17 protein-coding genes, 3 tRNA genes and 1 pseudogene are annotated in these 16,956 nt (G+C 60.8%); 9 read left to right on the top strand and 12 right to left on the bottom strand.

From position 1 onward, the window contains the following. The 5 genes and pseudogenes from AC30D9_RS29030 (at window position 1) to AC30D9_RS29010 (ending at window position 2,101) form a co-directional block, all read left to right on the top strand. Window positions 1-77: transfer RNA gene (locus tag AC30D9_RS29030), tRNA-Pro, on the top strand. 5 nt (window positions 78-82) lie between these two features. Further along, window positions 83-158, top strand: a tRNA-Lys gene (locus tag AC30D9_RS29025). 93 nt (window positions 159-251) lie between these two features. Then, window positions 252-328, top strand: a tRNA-Pro gene (locus tag AC30D9_RS29020). 105 nt (window positions 329-433) lie between these two features. Further along, window positions 434-1,243, top strand: a pseudogene (locus tag AC30D9_RS29015) (MCP four helix bundle domain-containing protein); the annotation flags it as partial. Then, entirely contained in the window at window positions 1,235-2,101 is an 867-nt protein-coding gene (locus AC30D9_RS29010) for a methyl-accepting chemotaxis protein (RefSeq protein WP_373459266.1), read from the top strand. The pseudogene AC30D9_RS29015 and the gene AC30D9_RS29010, both read left to right, overlap by 9 nt. Before the next feature lie 204 nt (window positions 2,102-2,305). Here AC30D9_RS29010 and AC30D9_RS29005 read toward each other — a convergent pair whose 3' ends face one another. From AC30D9_RS29005 to AC30D9_RS28990, 4 genes are read right to left on the bottom strand one after another with little or no spacing between them, the layout of a single operon-like run. Next, window positions 2,306-3,604 (bottom strand): NAD(P)/FAD-dependent oxidoreductase, encoded by a 1,299-nt coding sequence (locus tag AC30D9_RS29005; protein WP_109756367.1) that lies wholly within the window; start codon window positions 3,602-3,604, stop codon window positions 2,306-2,308. Between the two features lie 60 nt (window positions 3,605-3,664). Continuing rightward, window positions 3,665-3,838 carry a DUF3094 domain-containing protein gene (locus AC30D9_RS29000; protein ID WP_003185543.1) on the bottom strand — a complete coding sequence of 58 codons (174 nt, stop codon included), beginning with the start codon at window positions 3,836-3,838 and terminating at the stop codon, window positions 3,665-3,667. Between the two features lie 52 nt (window positions 3,839-3,890). Beyond that, window positions 3,891-4,418 carry an MOSC domain-containing protein gene (locus tag AC30D9_RS28995; RefSeq protein ID WP_134925867.1) on the bottom strand — a complete coding sequence of 176 codons (528 nt, stop codon included), beginning with the start codon at window positions 4,416-4,418 and terminating at the stop codon, window positions 3,891-3,893. Beyond that, window positions 4,415-5,041: a DUF1780 domain-containing protein gene (locus AC30D9_RS28990; RefSeq protein ID WP_003205682.1), complete on the bottom strand. Its 627-nt coding sequence runs from the start codon at window positions 5,039-5,041 to the stop codon at window positions 4,415-4,417. The genes AC30D9_RS28995 and AC30D9_RS28990 overlap by 4 nt, the downstream gene beginning before the upstream one ends. 145 nt (window positions 5,042-5,186) lie before the next feature. Between AC30D9_RS28990 and AC30D9_RS28985 the strand changes: the two genes are divergently transcribed. Continuing rightward, entirely contained in the window at window positions 5,187-5,873 is a 687-nt protein-coding gene (locus AC30D9_RS28985) for an energy-coupling factor ABC transporter permease (RefSeq protein ID WP_307576408.1), read from the top strand. A 63-nt stretch (window positions 5,874-5,936) separates the two neighbouring features. Continuing rightward, the gene (locus AC30D9_RS28980; protein ID WP_013694234.1) at window positions 5,937-6,152 is read left to right on the top strand and encodes a hypothetical protein; all 216 of its coding nucleotides are present in this window, start codon (window positions 5,937-5,939) and stop codon (window positions 6,150-6,152) included. A gap of 202 nt (window positions 6,153-6,354) precedes the next feature. Here the strand turns inward: AC30D9_RS28980 and yacG are convergent, their stop codons facing one another. Genes yacG through pilB form a run of 5 tightly spaced genes read right to left on the bottom strand, consistent with a single transcriptional unit; the run spans window position 6,355 to window position 10,972 of the window. After that, on the bottom strand, window positions 6,355-6,561 hold the full coding sequence (yacG, locus tag AC30D9_RS28975; protein WP_109756364.1) for a DNA gyrase inhibitor YacG: 207 nt from the start codon (window positions 6,559-6,561) through the stop codon (window positions 6,355-6,357). After that, the gene (gene coaE, locus AC30D9_RS28970) at window positions 6,558-7,181 is read right to left on the bottom strand and encodes a dephospho-CoA kinase (protein WP_307576412.1); all 624 of its coding nucleotides are present in this window, start codon (window positions 7,179-7,181) and stop codon (window positions 6,558-6,560) included. Before coaE ends, yacG begins: the two co-directional genes overlap by 4 nt. Beyond that, window positions 7,181-8,050, bottom strand: a complete 870-nt coding sequence (locus tag AC30D9_RS28965; protein WP_307576414.1) for a prepilin peptidase — start codon at window positions 8,048-8,050, stop codon at window positions 7,181-7,183. The genes coaE and AC30D9_RS28965 overlap by 1 nt, the downstream gene beginning before the upstream one ends. A gap of 1 nt (window position 8,051) precedes the next feature. After that, window positions 8,052-9,269, bottom strand: a complete 1,218-nt coding sequence (locus AC30D9_RS28960) for a type II secretion system F family protein (RefSeq protein ID WP_109756361.1) — start codon at window positions 9,267-9,269, stop codon at window positions 8,052-8,054. A gap of 2 nt (window positions 9,270-9,271) precedes the next feature. After that, complete coding sequence (pilB, locus tag AC30D9_RS28955; protein WP_307576418.1) at window positions 9,272-10,972, bottom strand: type IV-A pilus assembly ATPase PilB; 1,701 nt, start codon at window positions 10,970-10,972, stop codon at window positions 9,272-9,274. A gap of 223 nt (window positions 10,973-11,195) precedes the next feature. Between pilB and AC30D9_RS28950 the strand changes: the two genes are divergently transcribed. Further along, on the top strand, window positions 11,196-11,615 hold the full coding sequence (locus tag AC30D9_RS28950; protein WP_134925863.1) for a pilin: 420 nt from the start codon (window positions 11,196-11,198) through the stop codon (window positions 11,613-11,615). Between the two features lie 280 nt (window positions 11,616-11,895). Then, the gene (locus tag AC30D9_RS28945) at window positions 11,896-12,249 is read left to right on the top strand and encodes a BON domain-containing protein (protein WP_134925862.1); all 354 of its coding nucleotides are present in this window, start codon (window positions 11,896-11,898) and stop codon (window positions 12,247-12,249) included. A 313-nt stretch (window positions 12,250-12,562) separates the two neighbouring features. On the opposite strand, the gene AC30D9_RS28940 is transcribed toward AC30D9_RS28945, so the two are convergent. The 3 genes from AC30D9_RS28940 to AC30D9_RS28930 form a co-directional block, all read right to left on the bottom strand. Next, entirely contained in the window at window positions 12,563-12,859 is a 297-nt protein-coding gene (locus AC30D9_RS28940; RefSeq protein ID WP_307576422.1) for a DUF2845 domain-containing protein, read from the bottom strand. A gap of 1 nt (window position 12,860) precedes the next feature. Beyond that, window positions 12,861-15,794, bottom strand: coding sequence for a DUF748 domain-containing protein (locus AC30D9_RS28935; protein ID WP_209022168.1), 2,934 nt, complete (start codon window positions 15,792-15,794; stop codon window positions 12,861-12,863). Between the two features lie 121 nt (window positions 15,795-15,915). Next, a complete protein-coding gene (locus AC30D9_RS28930; RefSeq protein ID WP_307576425.1) occupies window positions 15,916-16,932 on the bottom strand; it encodes a class I SAM-dependent rRNA methyltransferase in 1,017 nt (338 codons plus the stop codon). Between the last annotated feature and the right edge of the window lie 24 nt (window positions 16,933-16,956).

Genomic DNA, 16,956 nt, shown 5'->3' with positions numbered 1-16,956 from the left:
CGGGGTATAGCGCAGTCCGGTAGCGCGCCTGCTTTGGGAGCAGGATGTCAGGAGTTCGAATCCCCTTACCCCGACCATTTTTGGGTCGTTAGCTCAGTTGGTAGAGCAGTTGGCTTTTAACCAATTGGTCGTAGGTTCGAATCCCACACGACCCACCATTTTTGAAACCAGTTCGCTGGAATCGAATCTTAAGATCAGAGGCCAAAAGCGCTGATCGAGAAGGCGACTTGCGAAGGTCGCCTTTTTTTTACCGGGGTATAGCGCAGTCCGGTAGCGCGCCTGCTTTGGGAGCAGGATGTCAGGAGTTCGAATCCCCTTACCCCGACCATATTGAAAATCCTCGTATCGAAAGATACGGGGATTTTTTTTGCCTGCGATAAAGCAGATTGCCTTAAGTCATCGTACAACCTGCCGATAACCCAGCGACAGGGGCATGGCCCCACTTCAGGCCAATAATAAAAAGGCGCTTCCCATGGTTCTTCGTCAACTGAATATCGCCCCCCGTGCTGCGTTGGGTTTCGCTTTGATCGCCGTGCTGGTGGCGCTGCTCGGAGTGTTTGCGCTGGGACAGATGTCGAGTATCCGTGACAGTGAAGTTGCGGTAGAAACCCAGTGGTTGCCCAGTATTCGTGGCGGTGACGAGATCCGTGAATTGATGTTGCGCATCCGCACGATTTCACTGCGCATGGCCCTGGACCAGGATCCGAAGAACATCCCTGTGTACCGTGGGCAAATGGATACCCGCGACAAGGAGCTGAGCGAAAAAATCACCAGTTACGAAAAGCTGGTCGTCACGCCTGAAGGCAAGGCGCTTTATGACCAGTTCAAGCAGACCTTCGCCGCTTACCGCACGGGCATCGCCCAATCTTTCACCCTGGCGGAACAAGGGCGCCGGGATGAGCTGATCAAGCTGCTGCTGGTGGACATGAAGACCGTGGTAGACGGTTCCGGCAAACAACTCAACGACCTGGCGGAGCTGTTCTCCAAACAAGTCTCCATCGAGAGCCAGAAATCCCAGGAGCACTACGTCAATTCCCGGATGATCGTCAGCCTGTTCATCGTGCTCGCCGCCCTGGCGACGGTGGCCCTGGCCATGCTGCTCACACGCAGTATCGTCAAGCCTTTGGGCGAGGCGTTGAATGCCGCCGAGAACGTCGCCCGAGGCGACCTGACCCGACCGATCGAGACCCACGGCAGCGACGAAGTGAGCCGCTTGCTCAAGGCGCTGGCGACCATGCAGCAGAACCTGCGTGAAACCCTGCAGGGTATCAGCGGCTCGGCTACCCAACTGGCGACCGCCGCCGATGAGCTGAACACGGTCACCATCGATAGCACCCACAGCCTGCAACAGCAGAATAACGAAATCGAACAGGCGGCCACCGCCGTCACCGAAATGACCACCGCCGTGGAGGAAGTCGCGCGCAATGCGGTTTCCACCTCCGATGCCACGCGTCAGTCCAGTGAGTCGGCGTCCCTTGGGCAGCAGCGGGTCAGCGACACGGTCGATGCCATCGGCGCCCTTGCCAGCGACGTGCAAGTGACTGGCGGCCTGGTGCAGTCCCTGGCCAACCAGTCGCAGGATATCGGCAAGGTACTGGACGTGATCCGGGCCATCGCCGAGCAGACCAACCTGCTGGCCCTCAACGCGGCCATCGAAGCGGCCCGGGCGGGTGAGAGTGGACGTGGGTTCGCGGTGGTCGCGGACGAGGTGCGGGCGCTGGCTTATCGCACGCAGCAATCGACCCAGGAAATCGAACAGATGGTCCAGGGCATGCGCAGCGGTGCCACCCAGGCACTCGACTCCATGCAGGCCAGCTCCAGTCGCGCCGCCAGCACCCTGGCGATGGCGGAACGAGCAGGGGAGGCGCTACAGACCATCACGGCGTCGGTCAACGAGATCCACGAGCGTAACCTGGTGATCGCCAGCGCCGCCGAAGAACAGGCGCAAGTCGCCCGTGAGGTGGATCGCAACCTGGTGAACATTCGTGACTTGTCGGTGCGCTCGGCCTCGGGCGCGGACCAGACCAGCGCCTCCAGCCATGAGTTGTCGCAACTGGCGAATTCGCTGCGCACGATGGTGCAGCGGTTTCAGGTTGATTGATGCTGCGCAGCTCGATTTTTATCGTTTAGATGACTATTGACTGCACTGCCGCCTTCGCGAGCAAGCCCGCTCCCACAGGAGATCGAGTATTTCATGAGTATGCGATCAACTGTGGGAGCGGGCTTGCTCGCGAAAACGATGGAACAGGCGATGCACCTCTAGAACCCATCGCTGTCACGAGCAGTTTACGCGTCGCTTTTATCCTCAGTGCAACTTGAGCCGAGGCTCAGTCCCACGCCCGATCTTGCTGCCCAACATCAGCATCGCCGTGCGAAACATGCCGTACAGCGCCATCTGGTGCATGCGGTACAGCGACACGTAGAACATCCGCGCCAGCCAGCCTTCGAGCATCACGCTGCCGGTCAGGTTGCCCATCAGGTTGCCCACCGCCGAGAACCGCGACAGCGAGATCAACGAGCCATAGTCGGTGTACTTGTACTCGGGCAGGGCCTTGCCCTCGATCCGCAGCTTCAAGGACTTGGCCAGCAGCGAGGCCTGCTGATGCGCTGCCTGGGCGCGGGGCGGGACGTTGCGCTCGCTGCCGGGTTGCGGGCAGGCGGCGCAGTCACCGAAGGCGAAGATGTTCTCGTCACGGGTGGTCTGTAGCGTAGGCAGCACGTGCAACTGATTGATCCGGTTGGTCTCCAGGCCGTCGATGTCCTTGAGGAAGTCCGGTGCGCGAATCCCGGCGGCCCAGACTTTCAGGCTCGCGTCGATCACTTTGCCATCCGCCGTAATCAGGCTGTCGGCGGTCACCTGGCTGACGGCGGCGTTGGTCATGACGTTGACCCCGAGTTTTTCCAGGGTCTTGTGCACCGGTCCGCCGATGCGCTCCGGCAGTGCCGGCAAGACCCGTGGGCCTGCCTCGATCAGGGTGATGTGCATGTTTTCCGGTTTGATGCGGTCCAGGCCGTAGGCATGCAGTTCGTGGGCGGCATTATGCAGCTCGGCCGCCAGTTCGACCCCGGTCGCACCGGCACCGACGATGGCGACGCTGATGCGCTCGACGATATCGGTCTGCCCGGCGTGGGCCCGCAGATAGTGGTGAAGCAATTGCTGATGGAAGCGCTCGGCCTGCTTGCGGGTGTCGAGGAACAGGCAGTGCTGCGCCGCGCCTTCGGTGCCGAAATCGTTGGTGGTACTGCCGACGGCAATCACCAGGGTGTCGTAGCCCAGTTCCCGGGCCGGCAACAATTCGACGCCGCCCTCGTCATAGGTGGCGGCCAGTTGGATTCTCTTGCGCTCGCGATCCAGGCCACTCATGCGCCCCAGCTGGAACTCGAAGTGGTTCCATTTTGCCTGGGCAACATAGTTGAGTTCGTCTTCGGAGGAGTTCAAGGAACCGGCGGCCACTTCGTGCAGCAGGGGTTTCCAGATGTGGGTCAGGTTCGCGTCGACCAGCATCACACTGGCCGTACCGCGCTTGCCCAGAGTCTTACCCAGACGGGTAGCCAACTCCAGACCGCCGGCGCCGCCGCCAACGATGACAATACGATGAGTCATGGGGATATCTCGCAAGGCTAAAGGAAATCGGTGCCGTTACCCGCGCGAGCATCAAGCGGCTCATAGCGTCAGGTAACTGATCAGTCGGCTCAACAGGCCCAGGCCGATGGTCACGGCCAGTACCACCACCAGGAGCATCCACGGCCGGAAGGGCCGGCGCTCGACTCGGTGCTGGGACAGTTGCAGGTACTCTTCGACATGCTTCTGGTCATCTGGGTTCAGGCGGCTGGTCATAAAGGCCTCGTCAGGTAGACGTTGCGGAATGTGAACACGTTACAGCGTCCGGCTAGCCGGCATTGAAAGCAGCGTAGCCGCTCGCCGGAACGGGTTCGACGATCAGGCTGTCGTCCAGGCGAATGATTCCACTTTTTAACACTCGGGCTGTGATTCCGCCATGGCCGCGTACGGCCTGGAACGTCCCTTCACCGAGGTTGCGCTCCAGTCGAGCGCACGGTTGGCACCAGCCGGTGGTTTCGAAGATCGCCTGGCCGATGCGAAAGCGCCGGCCCTTGAGGCTGAACAGATTGATGCCGCTGATCACAAGGTTGCGTCGCAGCTCTTGCGGCAACACCGGTTGATCCGCCGGGCGGCCCATCAGGGAACTGATCACGGCCAGGTGTTCCCACTGAATCAAGGTGACTTGCCGGGCATTGCGCACGCCGGGGCGGGCATGATCGCCTGTCAGGCCGGCTTCCAGGCGGGCCTCCACGGCGTCCAGTTCAATCATGGGCGCATGGCCCTGGGGGCGCACGCCAATCCAGCGTACGCGGCCCTGCTGCGGCACGGCGGCGATCAACTCCTGCAACGGGCTCACAGGCTGATCCCGACATCGAACACAATGCTGCGCCCCAGGTTGCTGCGCAGAAAATCCGGCGCGTCGGGATGGGCGAACAATACCCGGGCAAACGTCGGCCCCACCAGCGACAGCGAGCGCCAGCCCTGGCGCAGGTATTCGGTCGGCGGCGGGAAATGGCTGTTGAGGTCCAGCACTTCGCGCTTGAGACTGGCGAAGGCGATGATGTCCAGGTCGCCCAGGTCCATGCCGCGCTCGGTGTAGTTGTGGGCTTTCTTGCGCAGGGTCGGGGCCAGCCGCATCAGGAACTCGTTGGCCGGGATCCGCCGGGGCTTGGCTTCGCGGCGCACCAGTTGGCTCAGGGAGAACGCGCTGCGGCGACGTTGCAGTTCGTCGCGCCATTCGTCATTGAGGCGCCGGCCCTCGTCGAGGACGAAAAACACCTCGAAGTTGGCGTCGCGAAACAACACGTCCGGCGGCTCACCGGCGGGGGCGAACTCGTCGGCGCGATAGGGCACGTTCAACCCTTGCAACAGGCGTTGGCAGACCCAACGCTCACGCTCCCATTTGCGGGCATTGGAGAGAAAGGCGTTGGCTTGCTCGGCCGCGATGGTCAGCAGGCGTAAGTAATCGGAGTCATCCATGAGCCCAAGCTTAGCGTTCAATTGCGACAAGCTGGAAGCGTTGCGTTGATTAATGGCCGTTATGGGGCGGGGTGTAGACTGCCCGCTTGGATCGTGGAGCGATCAAGGAGTCTTTGATGCAAGGGCAAGTGAAAGGAGTAGTCCCATGATCGGTGCTGAACTGCTCTCACCGCAGACCCTGGCGGCCGGTTGGCTGATTTATGTGCCGGTATTGGCCTGGGCGGTGTCGCGGGTACCGTGGGTCGAGTTGTTCACCGACAGTCGTCGCCAGCACCTGCTGTTCGGCACGGTGCTGGCGTTGTTCATGCTGTGGCTGGTGCGCCGGGATTTCGACACGGGCGTTTCGTATCACTTCATCGGCATGACCGCCGTGACGTTGCTGCTGGACTGGCCCTTGGCGATCCTGGGTGGCCTGTGCGCACAACTGGCGCTGGTGCTGCTGGGGCGTCAGGACATGGCGGCGGTAGGGGTCAACGGTACGCTGTTGATCCTGTTGCCGGTGCTGGTTACCGAGTGTTGCGCGATCCTGGTGGAGCGCGCCCAGCCGCGCAATCTGTTCGTATATATCTTCTGCTCGGGTTTTCTCGCTGCCGCGCTTTCGGCGTTGGCGTGCCTGCTGCTGGGGCTTGGCCTGCTGTGGTACGACGGAATATTCGCCATGCCTTACTGGCTGGAAGATTTTGTCGGCTACCTCTGGCTGATCATTTTTCCCGAGGCCTTCATCAACGGCATGGTGATCAGTGCGTTGGTGGTGTTCAGCCCCGAATGGCTGGAGACGTTCAACCGCACGCGCTATCTGTCGGCGCCCTGGAAAGATGACGACAAGCCTTGATTCACGTCAAGGCTGCACAATCGCACGCCCTTCATGCTCTGGAAAACTTCCAGGAGCACAACCATGAGTGTTTATGAGTGGGCGAGACAAGAGATCAGGCGTAGTCACGATGCCGCAATGGAGATCGGCTTCGACCCGGGTTTGAGCCTGCGTGCCTTGCTCAGTGCGATCGTGCAGCAGAGCAAGACAGTGCGCAGCCCAGAAGACCTGGCCGATGAGTTGAGTTTCCTGGCGGAAAACCTCGACGATGAACAGGACTACGGTTTCATGCGGCCTTAGTGGCTGAATGCCGCCCGCCAGGAAACGATGACTCTGTGGCGAGGGGATTTAGCGAAACGTCGCACCGCCCCGCTGGGCTGCGTAGCAGCCTTGAAACCTGACACTGTGGTGTTTCAGATTGACTGCATCAGCTTTTTTGGGGGCCGCTTCGCAGCCCAACGGGGATAAATCCCCTCGCCACAATGATTCAACCGGTTCTGAGTTAGTGGTGTGAGCGAGGTTCGAAATCTTCGCTGAACAGCTCATCCTCGGCATCGGGGCTGACCGGAATCTTGTGTTCTTCCGACGCCCAGGCGCCTAAGTCAATCAGCTTGCAGCGATCGGAGCAGAACGGCCGGAACTTGCTCTCTGGGCTCCATTCCACGGGGGCGCCACAGGTTGGGCAATCAACGGTTGGGATTTGGCTCATGACTGGCCTCCACGCAAAGTAAGGTAAAAGTGATGCAGGCGCTCGACCTCGCTGTGCAGCCAGGCGAGGTCGCGGTCGTTGACCACCACGTCGTCGGCATGGCTCAGGCGATCCTGGCGGCTGGACTGGGCCTTGAGAATCGCCTGGACCTGCTGCTCGCTGGTCTGGTCGCGCTGTAAGGTACGTTCGATCTGCAGTTGTTCCGGCACATCGATCACCAGGATCCGCTGGGTCATGGCGTACTGCCCTGACTCGATCAGCAGTGGCGATACCAGGATCGCGTAGGGCGATTGTGCCTGGGCCAGATGATGGGCGATCTCCTCGGCGATCAGCGGATGCAGCAGCGCCTCGAGCCAGCGGCGTTCGTCGGCATTCTCGAAGATCAGCTTGCGCAGCGCCGCCCGATCAAGGGTGCCGTCGGCCTGCAATACACCGGGGCCGAAGTGTTCGGCGATTTTCGTCAGCGCCGGGCGCCCGGGCTCGACCACCCAGCGCGCCGCATGATCGGCGTCGATCACGTGCACGCCCAGGTCGATGAAATGCTGGGCTGCCGCGCTCTTGCCGCTGCCGATGCCACCGGTCAGGCCGAGAATCCAGGGTTTTTCCAGGGGGGTATTCATTAGAAACCGACAGACTGCCAATAGAAGTCGGTTATTTGACCACCCCAGAGCAAGGCAATCCAGCCGGCAATGGCCAGATAAGGCCCAAAGGGGATCTGCGTCGACCCTGGGGCATCACGCAGGCGCAGCACGATGACCCCGATAACGGCGCCCACCAGCGACGACAATAACAACGTCAGCGGCAGGATCTGCCAGCCACCCCAAGCCCCCAGCATCGCCAGCAGCTTGAAATCCCCGTAGCCCATGCCCTCCTTGCCGGTGATCAGCTTGAACACCCAGAACACCGACCACAACGCCAGATAACCGGCCACCGCGCCCCACATCGCCTGGTTCAAGGAAACGAACAGCCCGAAGCTGTTGACGATCAAGCCCAGCCACAACAACGGCAACACCAGGGTATCGGGCAGCAATTGATGTTCGGCGTCGATCAGGCTCATGCCCAGCAGGCCCCAGCTCAACACCATCACCATCGCCGCCTGCCAGCCGAAGCCGAAGTGCCAGGCGACGAACGCCGACAACGCGCCGCAGGCCAGTTCGGTCAGGGGATAACGCCTGCCGATGGACGCGGCGCAGCTTGAACAGCGGCCGCGCAGCATCAGGTAGCTGAGCAGCGGAATGTTTTCCCAGGCGCGGATGCGATGGCCGCAGTGCGGGCATTGGGAGTGGGGCAGCATCAGGTTGTAGACCGGGCCCGGGGTTTCAGCCGGCAGGCCCAGCAGATCGTGGGCTTGCAGGCGCCATTCGCGGTCGAGCATCTTTGGCAGGCGCCACACCAGCACGTTGAGGAAGCTGCCGATGATCAGACCGAGCAGTGCCGCAACGAGCACGAAAGCCAGGGGATACAGCACGAAGAATTCGCTCAGGGGCATGTCAGATCGCAGAGCCGAGTTGAAAGATGGGCAAGTACATGGCAACCACCAGGCCACCGACGACGACCCCCAGGACCACCATGATGAAGGGTTCCATCAGGCTGGTGAGGTTGTCCACCAGATTGTCCACCTCGGCCTCATAAAAGCTCGCCACCTTGTCGAGCATGTCATCCAGCGCACCGGATTCTTCGCCGATGGCGGTCATCTGGATCGCCAGGTTCGGAAAGATCCCTGAGGTACGCATGGAGAAATTCAACTGCATGCCGGTCGAGACGTCTTGCTTGATGCGCTGCACCGCGCGCTTGAACACCACGTTGCCGGTGGCGCCAGACACCGAGTCCAGGGCTTCCACCAGCGGCACGCCGGCGGCGAATGTGGTGGAGAGCGTGCGGGCGTAGCGGGCCACGGCGGATTTGTACATCAGGGTGCCGATCAGTGGCAGCTTGAGCAGCCATTTATCGCGCCAGTCACGAAAGGCCTCGGAGCGTCTGAGCGCGTATTTCACGCCAAAGAATCCGCCCACCATCCCGCCGAGCAGTATCCACCATGACTCCTGCATGAACTCTGACAAGCCGATGACCATCACCGTGAAGGCTGGCAACTGCGCACCGAACCCGGAGAATACCGATTCGAACTGCGGCACCACCTTGACCAGCAGGATCCCCGTGACCACTGCGGCGACGAGAACGACGGCGGCTGGATAGGTCATGGCTTTCTTGATCTTGGCCTTGAGGGCTTCGCTCTTTTCCTTGTAGGTCGCGACCCGGTCCAGCAGCGTGTCCAGGGCGCCGGCCTGTTCACCGGCGTCCACCAGGTTGCAGTACAGATCGTCGAAATACTGCGGGCATTTGCGCAGCGATGCGGCAAAGCTGTTGCCGGCGGCGACTTCCTGTTTCACCTCGTCCACCAGCTTGCGCATATTGGCGTTGTCGAAGCCTTCGCCAATGATGTCGAACGCCTGCAACAGCGGCACGCCTGCCTTGAGCATCGTTGCCATCTGGCGGGTGAAGAGGGCGATATCCAATGGCTTGATGCGCTTGCCCTTGCTGAATATCGAGGTGGATTTCTTGCGTACCTTCTGCGGGTTGATGCCTTGTTTGCGCAGCTGTGCCTTGACCAGGGCCGGGCTCTGGCCCGTCAGCTCGCCGGTCATTTTCGTGCCTTTGCGGTCCTTGCCTTCCCAAGTGTAAACATCGGTTTTGACTGCTTTGACCGCCATGTTCAATCCTTGGTGACCCGGTTGATTTCTTCGAGGCTGGTGACGCCCTGCATCACTTTGAGCAGCCCCGATGTACGCAGGTCATTGAAACCGTCCTTGCGCATTTGCAGATCGATTTCCAGCGAGTTGCCCTCGGCCATGATCAACCGCTGCAGCTCGGGCGTGTTCTTGACCACTTCATAAACCCCCATGCGCCCTTTGTAACCATGGTTGCACTGTTCGCAACCGACCGGCTCATAGATCGTGAATGTGCCGATGCGTTCCCGGGGGAAGCCTTCCTTGAGCAAGGTCTCTTCGGGAATCTCGATGGCCTTCTTGCAGTGGCTGCACAACTTGCGCGCCAGCCGCTGGGCGATGATCAGGTGCACGGCGGTGGCGATGTTGAACCCTGGGATGCCCATGTTCTGCAGGCGGATCAGGGTTTCGGCGGCGCTGTTGGTGTGCAGGGTGGAGAGCACCAGGTGCCCGGTCTGGGCGGCCTTGATGGCGATCTCGGCGGTTTCCAGGTCGCGGATCTCGCCGACCATGATCACGTCCGGGTCCTGGCGCAGGAACGAACGCAGGGCCTGGGCGAAGTCCAGCCCCTGGCGTGGATTCACGTTGACCTGGTTGATGCCTTCCATGTTGATCTCCACCGGGTCTTCAGCGGTGGAAATGTTGATGTCCACGGTGTTGAGGATGTTCAGCCCGGTGTACAGCGATACGGTCTTGCCCGAGCCGGTCGGGCCGGTCACCAGGATCAGCCCTTGCGGTTGCTTGAGGGCCGCCATGTACAGGTCTTTCTGGTCCGGTTCGTAGCCCAGGGCATCGATGCCCATTTGCGCGCTGGACGGATCGAGGATCCGGATCACCACTTTTTCGCCCCAGAGCGTGGGCAGGGTGTTGACCCGGAAGTCGATGGATTTGCTTTTCGACAGGCGCATTTTCAGGCGCCCATCCTGGGGTTTGCGTCGTTCGGAAATATCGAGGCTGGCCATGACTTTCAGGCGTGCGGCGATGCGGTTGGCCAGTTGGATCGGCGGCCTGGCGACTTCTCGCAGCATGCCGTCGGTGCGTACCCGCACGCGGTAGATTTTTTCATAGGGCTCGAAGTGCAGGTCGGAAGAGCCTCCCTTGATCGCGTCCAGCAGCATCTTGTTGACGAAGCGCACCACGGGCGCGTCGTCAGTGTCCTGGCCGGCGATGGAATCCTGCTTGGTATCGTCGATCGATTCGATGTCCAGGCCATCGAGGTCGACATCGCCCATGCCTTCCAGGCCCGTGCTACTGGATTCGAAGAATTTTTCGATGGCGTCGCTGAGCTTGTCGTCCTCCACCAGGATGGCTTCGGTGGTCAGGCCGGTGCTGAACTGGATGTCATTGATGGCCTGGTGATTGGTGGGGTCGGAGATGCCCACGAACAATTTGTTGCCTCGTCGCCACAGCGGCAGGGCGTGATGTTGGCGCACCAGTTTTTCGCTGACCAGGCCCGTGGGCTGGGTTTCCTTGTCCAGGCTGTTGAGGTCCAGCAGGGCGACGCCGAAGTGCTCCGAGGCGATTTCCGCGACCTGGCGGCTCTGGACCAGTTTGTTCTGTACCAGATAACTGACCAGGGGCATGCGACTGCGCTGGGCCTGTTGATACGCCTGTTGCGCGCTTTGCTCGGTGAGCAGTTCGGCCAGTACCAATTGCTTGGTCAGGCCGCTGAGGGCGATGTCATTCATGGGAATCCCGGCGGCGAACAGTTCATGACTTATAGCCTAGACAAGCATCGACGCCAAACCAGCGAGCCGGAGTGACAAAAAACGTCAGATAGTGCGGTTGTTTAGGTAGGACGTCGCCGTTGGGCTGGTTGAAACCCCTTATTCATCGGGTTTCCGGGTTGGCATGTGCCCTGCAATGGCCGTTTCAGGTCATGAGATTCCGACTCATGCATGGGAGATGTCTATGAATAAGCAGAGTGGCTTTACCTTGATCGAGCTGCTGATCGTCGTGGCGATCATCGGCATTCTGGCGACCTTTGCGTTGCCGCAATATTCCAAGTACCAGGCGCGAGCCAAGGCGACGGCGGGGCTGGCGGAAGTATCTGCGTTGAAGGTGCCGTTCGAGGACATCATGAATCAAGGCACCAACCCATCATTGGCCAATATTGGTGGGACATCGCCTACCAGCAATTGCACCTTGACCGCTTCAGGTACTGCTTCGGCTGGAACGGGTACCATCGCATGCACCTTGTTGAACGCGCCCGCTCCGGTCCTTGGCAAGGCGATCACTCTTACCCGTTCTGCCGAAGGTGTTTGGAGTTGCGGTTCGACGGCTGCCCAGGAGTTCTTGCCAGCTGGCTGTACTGGTACAGCGGCTCCGTAATTGAAGTTCGCTTGATCGGATAGCGAGGGAGCGGGCTCCCTCGCTAAAGAAAATCCTTCGCAATTCATTAGCTTAGAAAAAGACCCAAACCCGCAAGTTGCATGTCCAGAATCACCGCTTCATGCATTTTGCATGATCACGAAAATCGCCGCTTCGCTTAACTTACTGATTTATAAGCAATTGATAAATATTTCAAAAGTGGCACAGCCTTCGCACTACTCCTGATAACCCTGCCGGGATGCACGTCCGGCAGTTTTTGAGAAAAACAGGAGTTACTCGTATGAAGAAGTTCGCTATCACTGCCGCCGCTGCAACCGCACTGACCTTGACCATGGCTAGCGCATTCGCCGAGACCACTCAAGCGACTCAGGCGCCGATGATGCTGGCTGCTGGCGAAGTGACCAAGGCCAAGGAAGAAACCAAGGACACTTGGATTACCACCAAGGTCAAAGCTGACCTGGTCACCGAGAAAGGCATTCCTGGCACCGACATCAAAGTGGAAACCAACAAAGGTGTTGTGTCCCTGTCGTCGACTGTTGCCGTGACCGAAGCGCAGAAAAAAACTGCCGTTGCGATCGCCAAGAAAATCAAAGGCGTCCAAGCCGTATCGGCTGACGGCCTGAAAGCCGAGTAAGGCTAAGACTTCTCGCCTGGACTGGGAGAAGGCGCGGCAAGCGGGCCAGGATATACGTTTGCCGTCGCTTTGGAGTTCATGCGAAAGGCCACAGGGATGTGGCCGTTACAGGCCTCCGGCATTCGTGTCGGGGGCCTGTTCTATTTTGGGGTGACTCAATCTGTGGGCCAGACTCAGGCACCGAGTTGTCGCCATCGCGAGCAGGCTCGCTCCCACAGGTGATCGAGTTCTCTCAGGAAGAACGCAATCCAATGTGGGAGCGAGCCTGCTCGCGATGGCGGCGCTACTTCACAACACATATGGATGGACAAGCTCATCGCCCACGCTTGCTGGTAATCTGCACCAGCCGATTTCCCTCGAAACGCAGGTACTGGTACATGCCGCTGTTGGGGCCGTAGGTCCATTCTTCCACCGGGTATTCCTCCCGGCGATTGACACTGCGCTTGTAGCCCAAGTCATCCCGCGCCGCAGGCTGACCGCACTTCTGCAGCACTTCGCTCGAGCGGTCTCCGACACTGATCAACTGGCTGCCGCAGCGCAGGGTATCGGCTGCCGACACTTGGCCAGCGACAAGCAGTAGCGTCAGGCCGAGGCCGTACAGGTGCTTCATCTTATTCGGCATCCAGATGCATAGGCGTGATCACGCGACCGTCGCTCTCGGCCTGGCCGAGGCTGGCGTCGATGAAATACACGCGGTCGTCGGCCAGTTGTCCTTTGTCCACCAGGAAGTCCTTGATGCTGCTGGCCCGTTCCTGCCCCAGTTGGCGCAAGAGCACGTCACTGCCACTCCAGAACTTGATCACGCTCTCGCGCAGTTTCTCGATACGCGCCTTTTTGTCCAGTTGCGTCCATTCGGCGGGCGGTTGGGTCTTGAGGCGGGTGCGGTAGATGCCTTCGAGCAGCGCTGGTTTTTCATCCTCGGGCACCTGTATCAGCGAGGCCTGGGCCGGTACCTTGTCGCCCCGACGCTGCAGCATCTTGTAGTAGTTGTACTGGTATTCGCGCTCCAGGCGCTGGGCGGCGAGCAGCGGGCCGTCGCTGCTCTCGGCGGCGGTGCCTTCGATCTCCAGGCGCAGCTCCGGACGTTTGCCCAGGGCCTCGGACAGCTTGAGCAGTACGCCTTCGTTTTCCTTGCTCAGATCGCTGGAGCCGGGGGCGAACGACACACTGCCCAGATCCTCTGAACCACCACCAGCCACCAACCCACCAATGAGCTTGAACGGCGCCTGGGCCGCTCGTACCACCAGGTTGCGCAAGGTCTGCCAGATGATCGGCATGACACTGAATTGCGGATCGTTGAGATCGCCGGACACCGGCAGTTCGATGGAGATCTTGCCGTCGGAATCCTTCAGCAGTGCGACGGCCAATTTGAGTGGCAGGCTCACGGCATCCGGGCTGTCGACTTTTTCTCCCAATTGCAGCTGCTCGACCACCACCTTGTTCTCCGCCTGGAGCTTGCCCTGGGTGATCCGGTAATGCAGGTCGAGATTAAGCCGGCCCTTGCGGATGCGATAGCCGGCGAACTTGCCGGAGTAGGGGGTCAGGGTGGTCAACTCGACCCGTTTGAAGCTGGTGGCGATGTCGAGGCTGGCCATCGGGTCGAAGGGGTTGACCGCCCCCTTGATGGTGACCGGTGCATAGCGATCGACCTTGCCCTTGATGTCCACGCTGGCCGGTTTGGCCTGGCGGCTGTCGATGGTGCCGATCTGGCCGTTGAGCTGCTGGATGGCGGTGGCGAAGTTCGGGGTCAGGCTGAAGTCGGCGAAGTTGGCCGAGCCGTCGTTGATGGCAATGCCGCCAATATGGATACCCAGCGGTTTTTCCTGGGAGGCCGGTTTTGCCGCGGTCTTCTTCGTGCCGCCGTCGGCCGGTTGTGGGATCAGCAGGTCATCGACGTTGGTGGTGCGGTCGTCGTTGATCATGAAGCGCGCGTACGGCTGGAACAGGTTGACCTTGTCGATGGACAGGCTGTCACCGTGCTGATAGTTGAGCCCTTCGAGGACCAGGCTCTGCCACTTGAGAAAGTCGCGGGTCTTGAGGGTGTCGAGGGTGTGCAACTGATCGACCTGGGCGCGACCGGTAACGGCGAATGCCAGCGGCTCGGTGCTCTTGAGATCCACCGCCAGGTCGCTGCCGAGCATCCCGGAGCGCAGCTCCAGGCGAATGAATGGGTTGATGTACGACTGGGCAACACGCAGGTCGACGTCCTGGGTCTTGACCTTGAGTCGGGCGCTGATCGGGTTCAGGTTGACCTCGCCGTCGGCCAGGATCTTGCCCTGTTTGCCTATCCCGGTGTCCAGCTTGAGGGTAAAGGGCGAGCCGTTGAGGGTGTCGTAGTTCTGCAAGTCGAGGTTCAGCGGGCCGACCTCCAGTGCCACGGCGGGCTGCGCCTGGCGGTCGGCCAGATGTACCTGGTAGTTGCGCAGTTGCACATCCTTCAACAGCACCTGCCACGGTTTGCTGGGCGGCGCCGGTTCAGCTTTTGGCGAGTCGGCCGCTGCCGGGGCGGAGGCCGGTTCAGCCTTGACCTGCGGTTTGGCCGGCTGGCTGGCGAAGAGTTTCTGCCAGTCCAGTTGCCCGTCCGCCTCGCGCGCGGCCCAGGTTTCCAGTTTCTGGCTGCGGATCTTGCCCACCACCACTTGCTGCTTGGCCAGGTCCACTGTGGTTTCACTGACATCCAGGCGTTCGAGTTTCACCAGTGGACGGCCATCGGGGGCCTTGATGGCAAAAGGCGCGACGCTGACGGCGACGTTGTTGAGCAGCAACTCGGTGCCCTTGGCCAGGTTGAGCTTGTAGTCGGCGCTGAGGTTCAGGACACCGTTTTCCAACACCAGCGGCACGGCATCGCGCACATAGGGCCACCAGGCTTTCATCTGGCCGCCGGTGACTTTGAGCGTACCTTGGGAGGCAATCGGCGTGAGGCTGAAATTACCGGTCCAGTCGATCTGCCCGCCTTCGGGGCCGGCGGCCACCAGGGTCATGTCGGCATTGTCGTCGGGCAGGGTGCTGAGGTTTTTCAGCTCGAAATCGAGGGTGTCGTACAGAAATTCGATGGGCTCGCTGGGGCGCAGGTCCTGGAAATGCACATAACCACCGGCCAGCTTGATGCGATCGACCCGCAGCGGGAACGGCTTGGCCTCGGGATCGGCGGGCGTCGGTTCGCTGGCCGGCAGCTTGAACAGGCCCAGCAGGTTCAGCTGGCCGTCCTTGGTGAACACCACTTCGGTCTTGGGCTTGTCCAGCTCGATGTCGACCAGATGCAGGGCGCCTGACCACAGGCTATCGAGTTGCAGGTTGGCGTAGAGCCGTTCGAAGCCGACCTGCTCCTTGCCCGGTTCGCCGATATTCAGGCCCCAGAGGGTGACTTCCAGGCTGAAGGGATTGAGTTCTATACGCTGGATCTGGGCCGGCACCGTCGCAAGGGCGGCCAATTGCTGGTTGGCGATGCGCAAGGCGATGCCCGGCAGTATCAGGAAACCCAACAGACTGTAGAGGGCCAGTGCGGTCAACAGAGCGCCGATAGCGCGAATCAATCCTTTGGGCATGTGCGGCTTCATCTTGGTGTGAATTCGGAATGCCTTGGAGTATGGCATGCGTTTACGGTTCCGAAGCCACTGTGATTTATGAGATTTGTCTGGTTTTCTCGGTAAGAATTTCGACGCGGGCCTAGAGCTGGAGGATCAACGTCTTGAGCGGCGGCTGCTGATCCAGGGAAGGGAAATCGCTGCCGGGCGTTAGCGCGCTCCATTCGCGCACCGGGCGGCCGACCTTTTCCGCGCAACGCAACACCTGCTCGCGCCAGTCGTCCATGGGCACTTTTGCCAGGTTGTTGCAGCAGATCAGTACGCCATTTTCAGCGGTGGTCAGCAGAGCCGGTTTCAGCAGGCTTTGGTAGTCACGCAACAGGTCGACGGTGCCGAACGCACTTTTCGCCCAGGCCGGAGGGTCGAGCAGCACCAGGTCGTACTGGCGTTGCTCCAGGCGCGCGTAGCTGGGCAGTTTCTGCCCGCGACGCTGGCTGATGGGCAGGCCGGCCAGCTGGCGGATCGCCGGGAAGTAATCCGACTGCACGAATTCCATCGGCGGCAAATCGGGGTTGAGCAGACCGTTTTCGCGGCCCACCGCCAGGTTGCCCTCGGCGAAGTCCAGGTTGCACACCTCCCGCGCGCCACCAGCCGCAGCACTCAGGCCGACGCCGCAGGTATAGGCGAACAGGTTCAGCACGCTTTTGTCGCGGCTGTGTGCCTTGACCCAGCCCCGGGCGTTGCGCAGGTCGAGAAACAGCAGTGGATCCTGCCCCGCATGGCGGCCGCGAACGCGATAATTCAAGCCCCATTCATGTCCGACCAGATCTTGCAGGGCGGCCTCGTCAGCCTGATAGACCGTGTCCTGGCGGTCGACGCGCGAATTACCGCGGGCGCGGTCGTTGTAGACCAACAGGGTCTCCAGGCCCAGCCGCTCGTTGACGATGCCGTGCAGTTGCAGCAGGTCGTCGCGCTCCAGCGACTGATGGAAACTCTGCACCAGCAGTTGCGGGCCGTAGCGGTCGACGGTCAGGCCGGGCGCGCCTTCCTGGCTGCCATGGAACAGGCGATAGCAGTCGGTGCCTTGCTGATGCAGTTGGCCGAGCAGCTCCTGGCGCTGGTCGAGGGCGGCGCGCAGCGCCTGATTCAAGGAAGACATGCCGGGCGCGCCTTAGAGAAATGA

It is taken from the genome of Pseudomonas sp. DF11, from assembly GCF_058148565.1.
This window is presented reverse-complemented; position numbering and strand designations above follow the sequence as displayed.

What these genes read in the sequence shown, in the direction of transcription:
- AC30D9_RS28935 (WP_209022168.1), bottom strand. Translation starts at nt 15,794, where the DNA reads ATGCCCAAAGGATTGATTCGCGCTATCGGCGCTCTGTTGACCGCACTG.
- AC30D9_RS29000 (WP_003185543.1), bottom strand. Translation starts at nt 3,838, where the DNA reads ATGACCAGCCGCCTGAACCCAGATGACCAGAAGCATGTCGAAGAGTAC.
- yacG (WP_109756364.1), bottom strand. Translation starts at nt 6,561, where the DNA reads ATGAGCCAAATCCCAACCGTTGATTGCCCAACCTGTGGCGCCCCCGTG.
- AC30D9_RS28940 (WP_307576422.1), bottom strand. Translation starts at nt 12,859, where the DNA reads ATGAAGCACCTGTACGGCCTCGGCCTGACGCTACTGCTTGTCGCTGGC.
- AC30D9_RS28965 (WP_307576414.1), bottom strand. Translation starts at nt 8,050, where the DNA reads ATGCCCCTGAGCGAATTCTTCGTGCTGTATCCCCTGGCTTTCGTGCTC.
- AC30D9_RS28990 (WP_003205682.1), bottom strand. Translation starts at nt 5,041, where the DNA reads ATGGATGACTCCGATTACTTACGCCTGCTGACCATCGCGGCCGAGCAA.
- coaE (WP_307576412.1), bottom strand. Translation starts at nt 7,181, where the DNA reads ATGAATACCCCCCTGGAAAAACCCTGGATTCTCGGCCTGACCGGTGGC.
- AC30D9_RS28960 (WP_109756361.1), bottom strand. Translation starts at nt 9,269, where the DNA reads ATGGCGGTCAAAGCAGTCAAAACCGATGTTTACACTTGGGAAGGCAAG.
- AC30D9_RS28980 (WP_013694234.1), top strand. Translation starts at nt 5,937, where the DNA reads ATGAGTGTTTATGAGTGGGCGAGACAAGAGATCAGGCGTAGTCACGAT.
- AC30D9_RS28930 (WP_307576425.1), bottom strand. Translation starts at nt 16,932, where the DNA reads ATGTCTTCCTTGAATCAGGCGCTGCGCGCCGCCCTCGACCAGCGCCAG.
- pilB (WP_307576418.1), bottom strand. Translation starts at nt 10,972, where the DNA reads ATGAATGACATCGCCCTCAGCGGCCTGACCAAGCAATTGGTACTGGCC.
- AC30D9_RS29010 (WP_373459266.1), top strand. Translation starts at nt 1,235, where the DNA reads ATGCAGCAGAACCTGCGTGAAACCCTGCAGGGTATCAGCGGCTCGGCT.
- AC30D9_RS28985 (WP_307576408.1), top strand. Translation starts at nt 5,187, where the DNA reads ATGATCGGTGCTGAACTGCTCTCACCGCAGACCCTGGCGGCCGGTTGG.
- AC30D9_RS29005 (WP_109756367.1), bottom strand. Translation starts at nt 3,604, where the DNA reads ATGACTCATCGTATTGTCATCGTTGGCGGCGGCGCCGGCGGTCTGGAG.
- AC30D9_RS28950 (WP_134925863.1), top strand. Translation starts at nt 11,196, where the DNA reads ATGAATAAGCAGAGTGGCTTTACCTTGATCGAGCTGCTGATCGTCGTG.
- AC30D9_RS28945 (WP_134925862.1), top strand. Translation starts at nt 11,896, where the DNA reads ATGAAGAAGTTCGCTATCACTGCCGCCGCTGCAACCGCACTGACCTTG.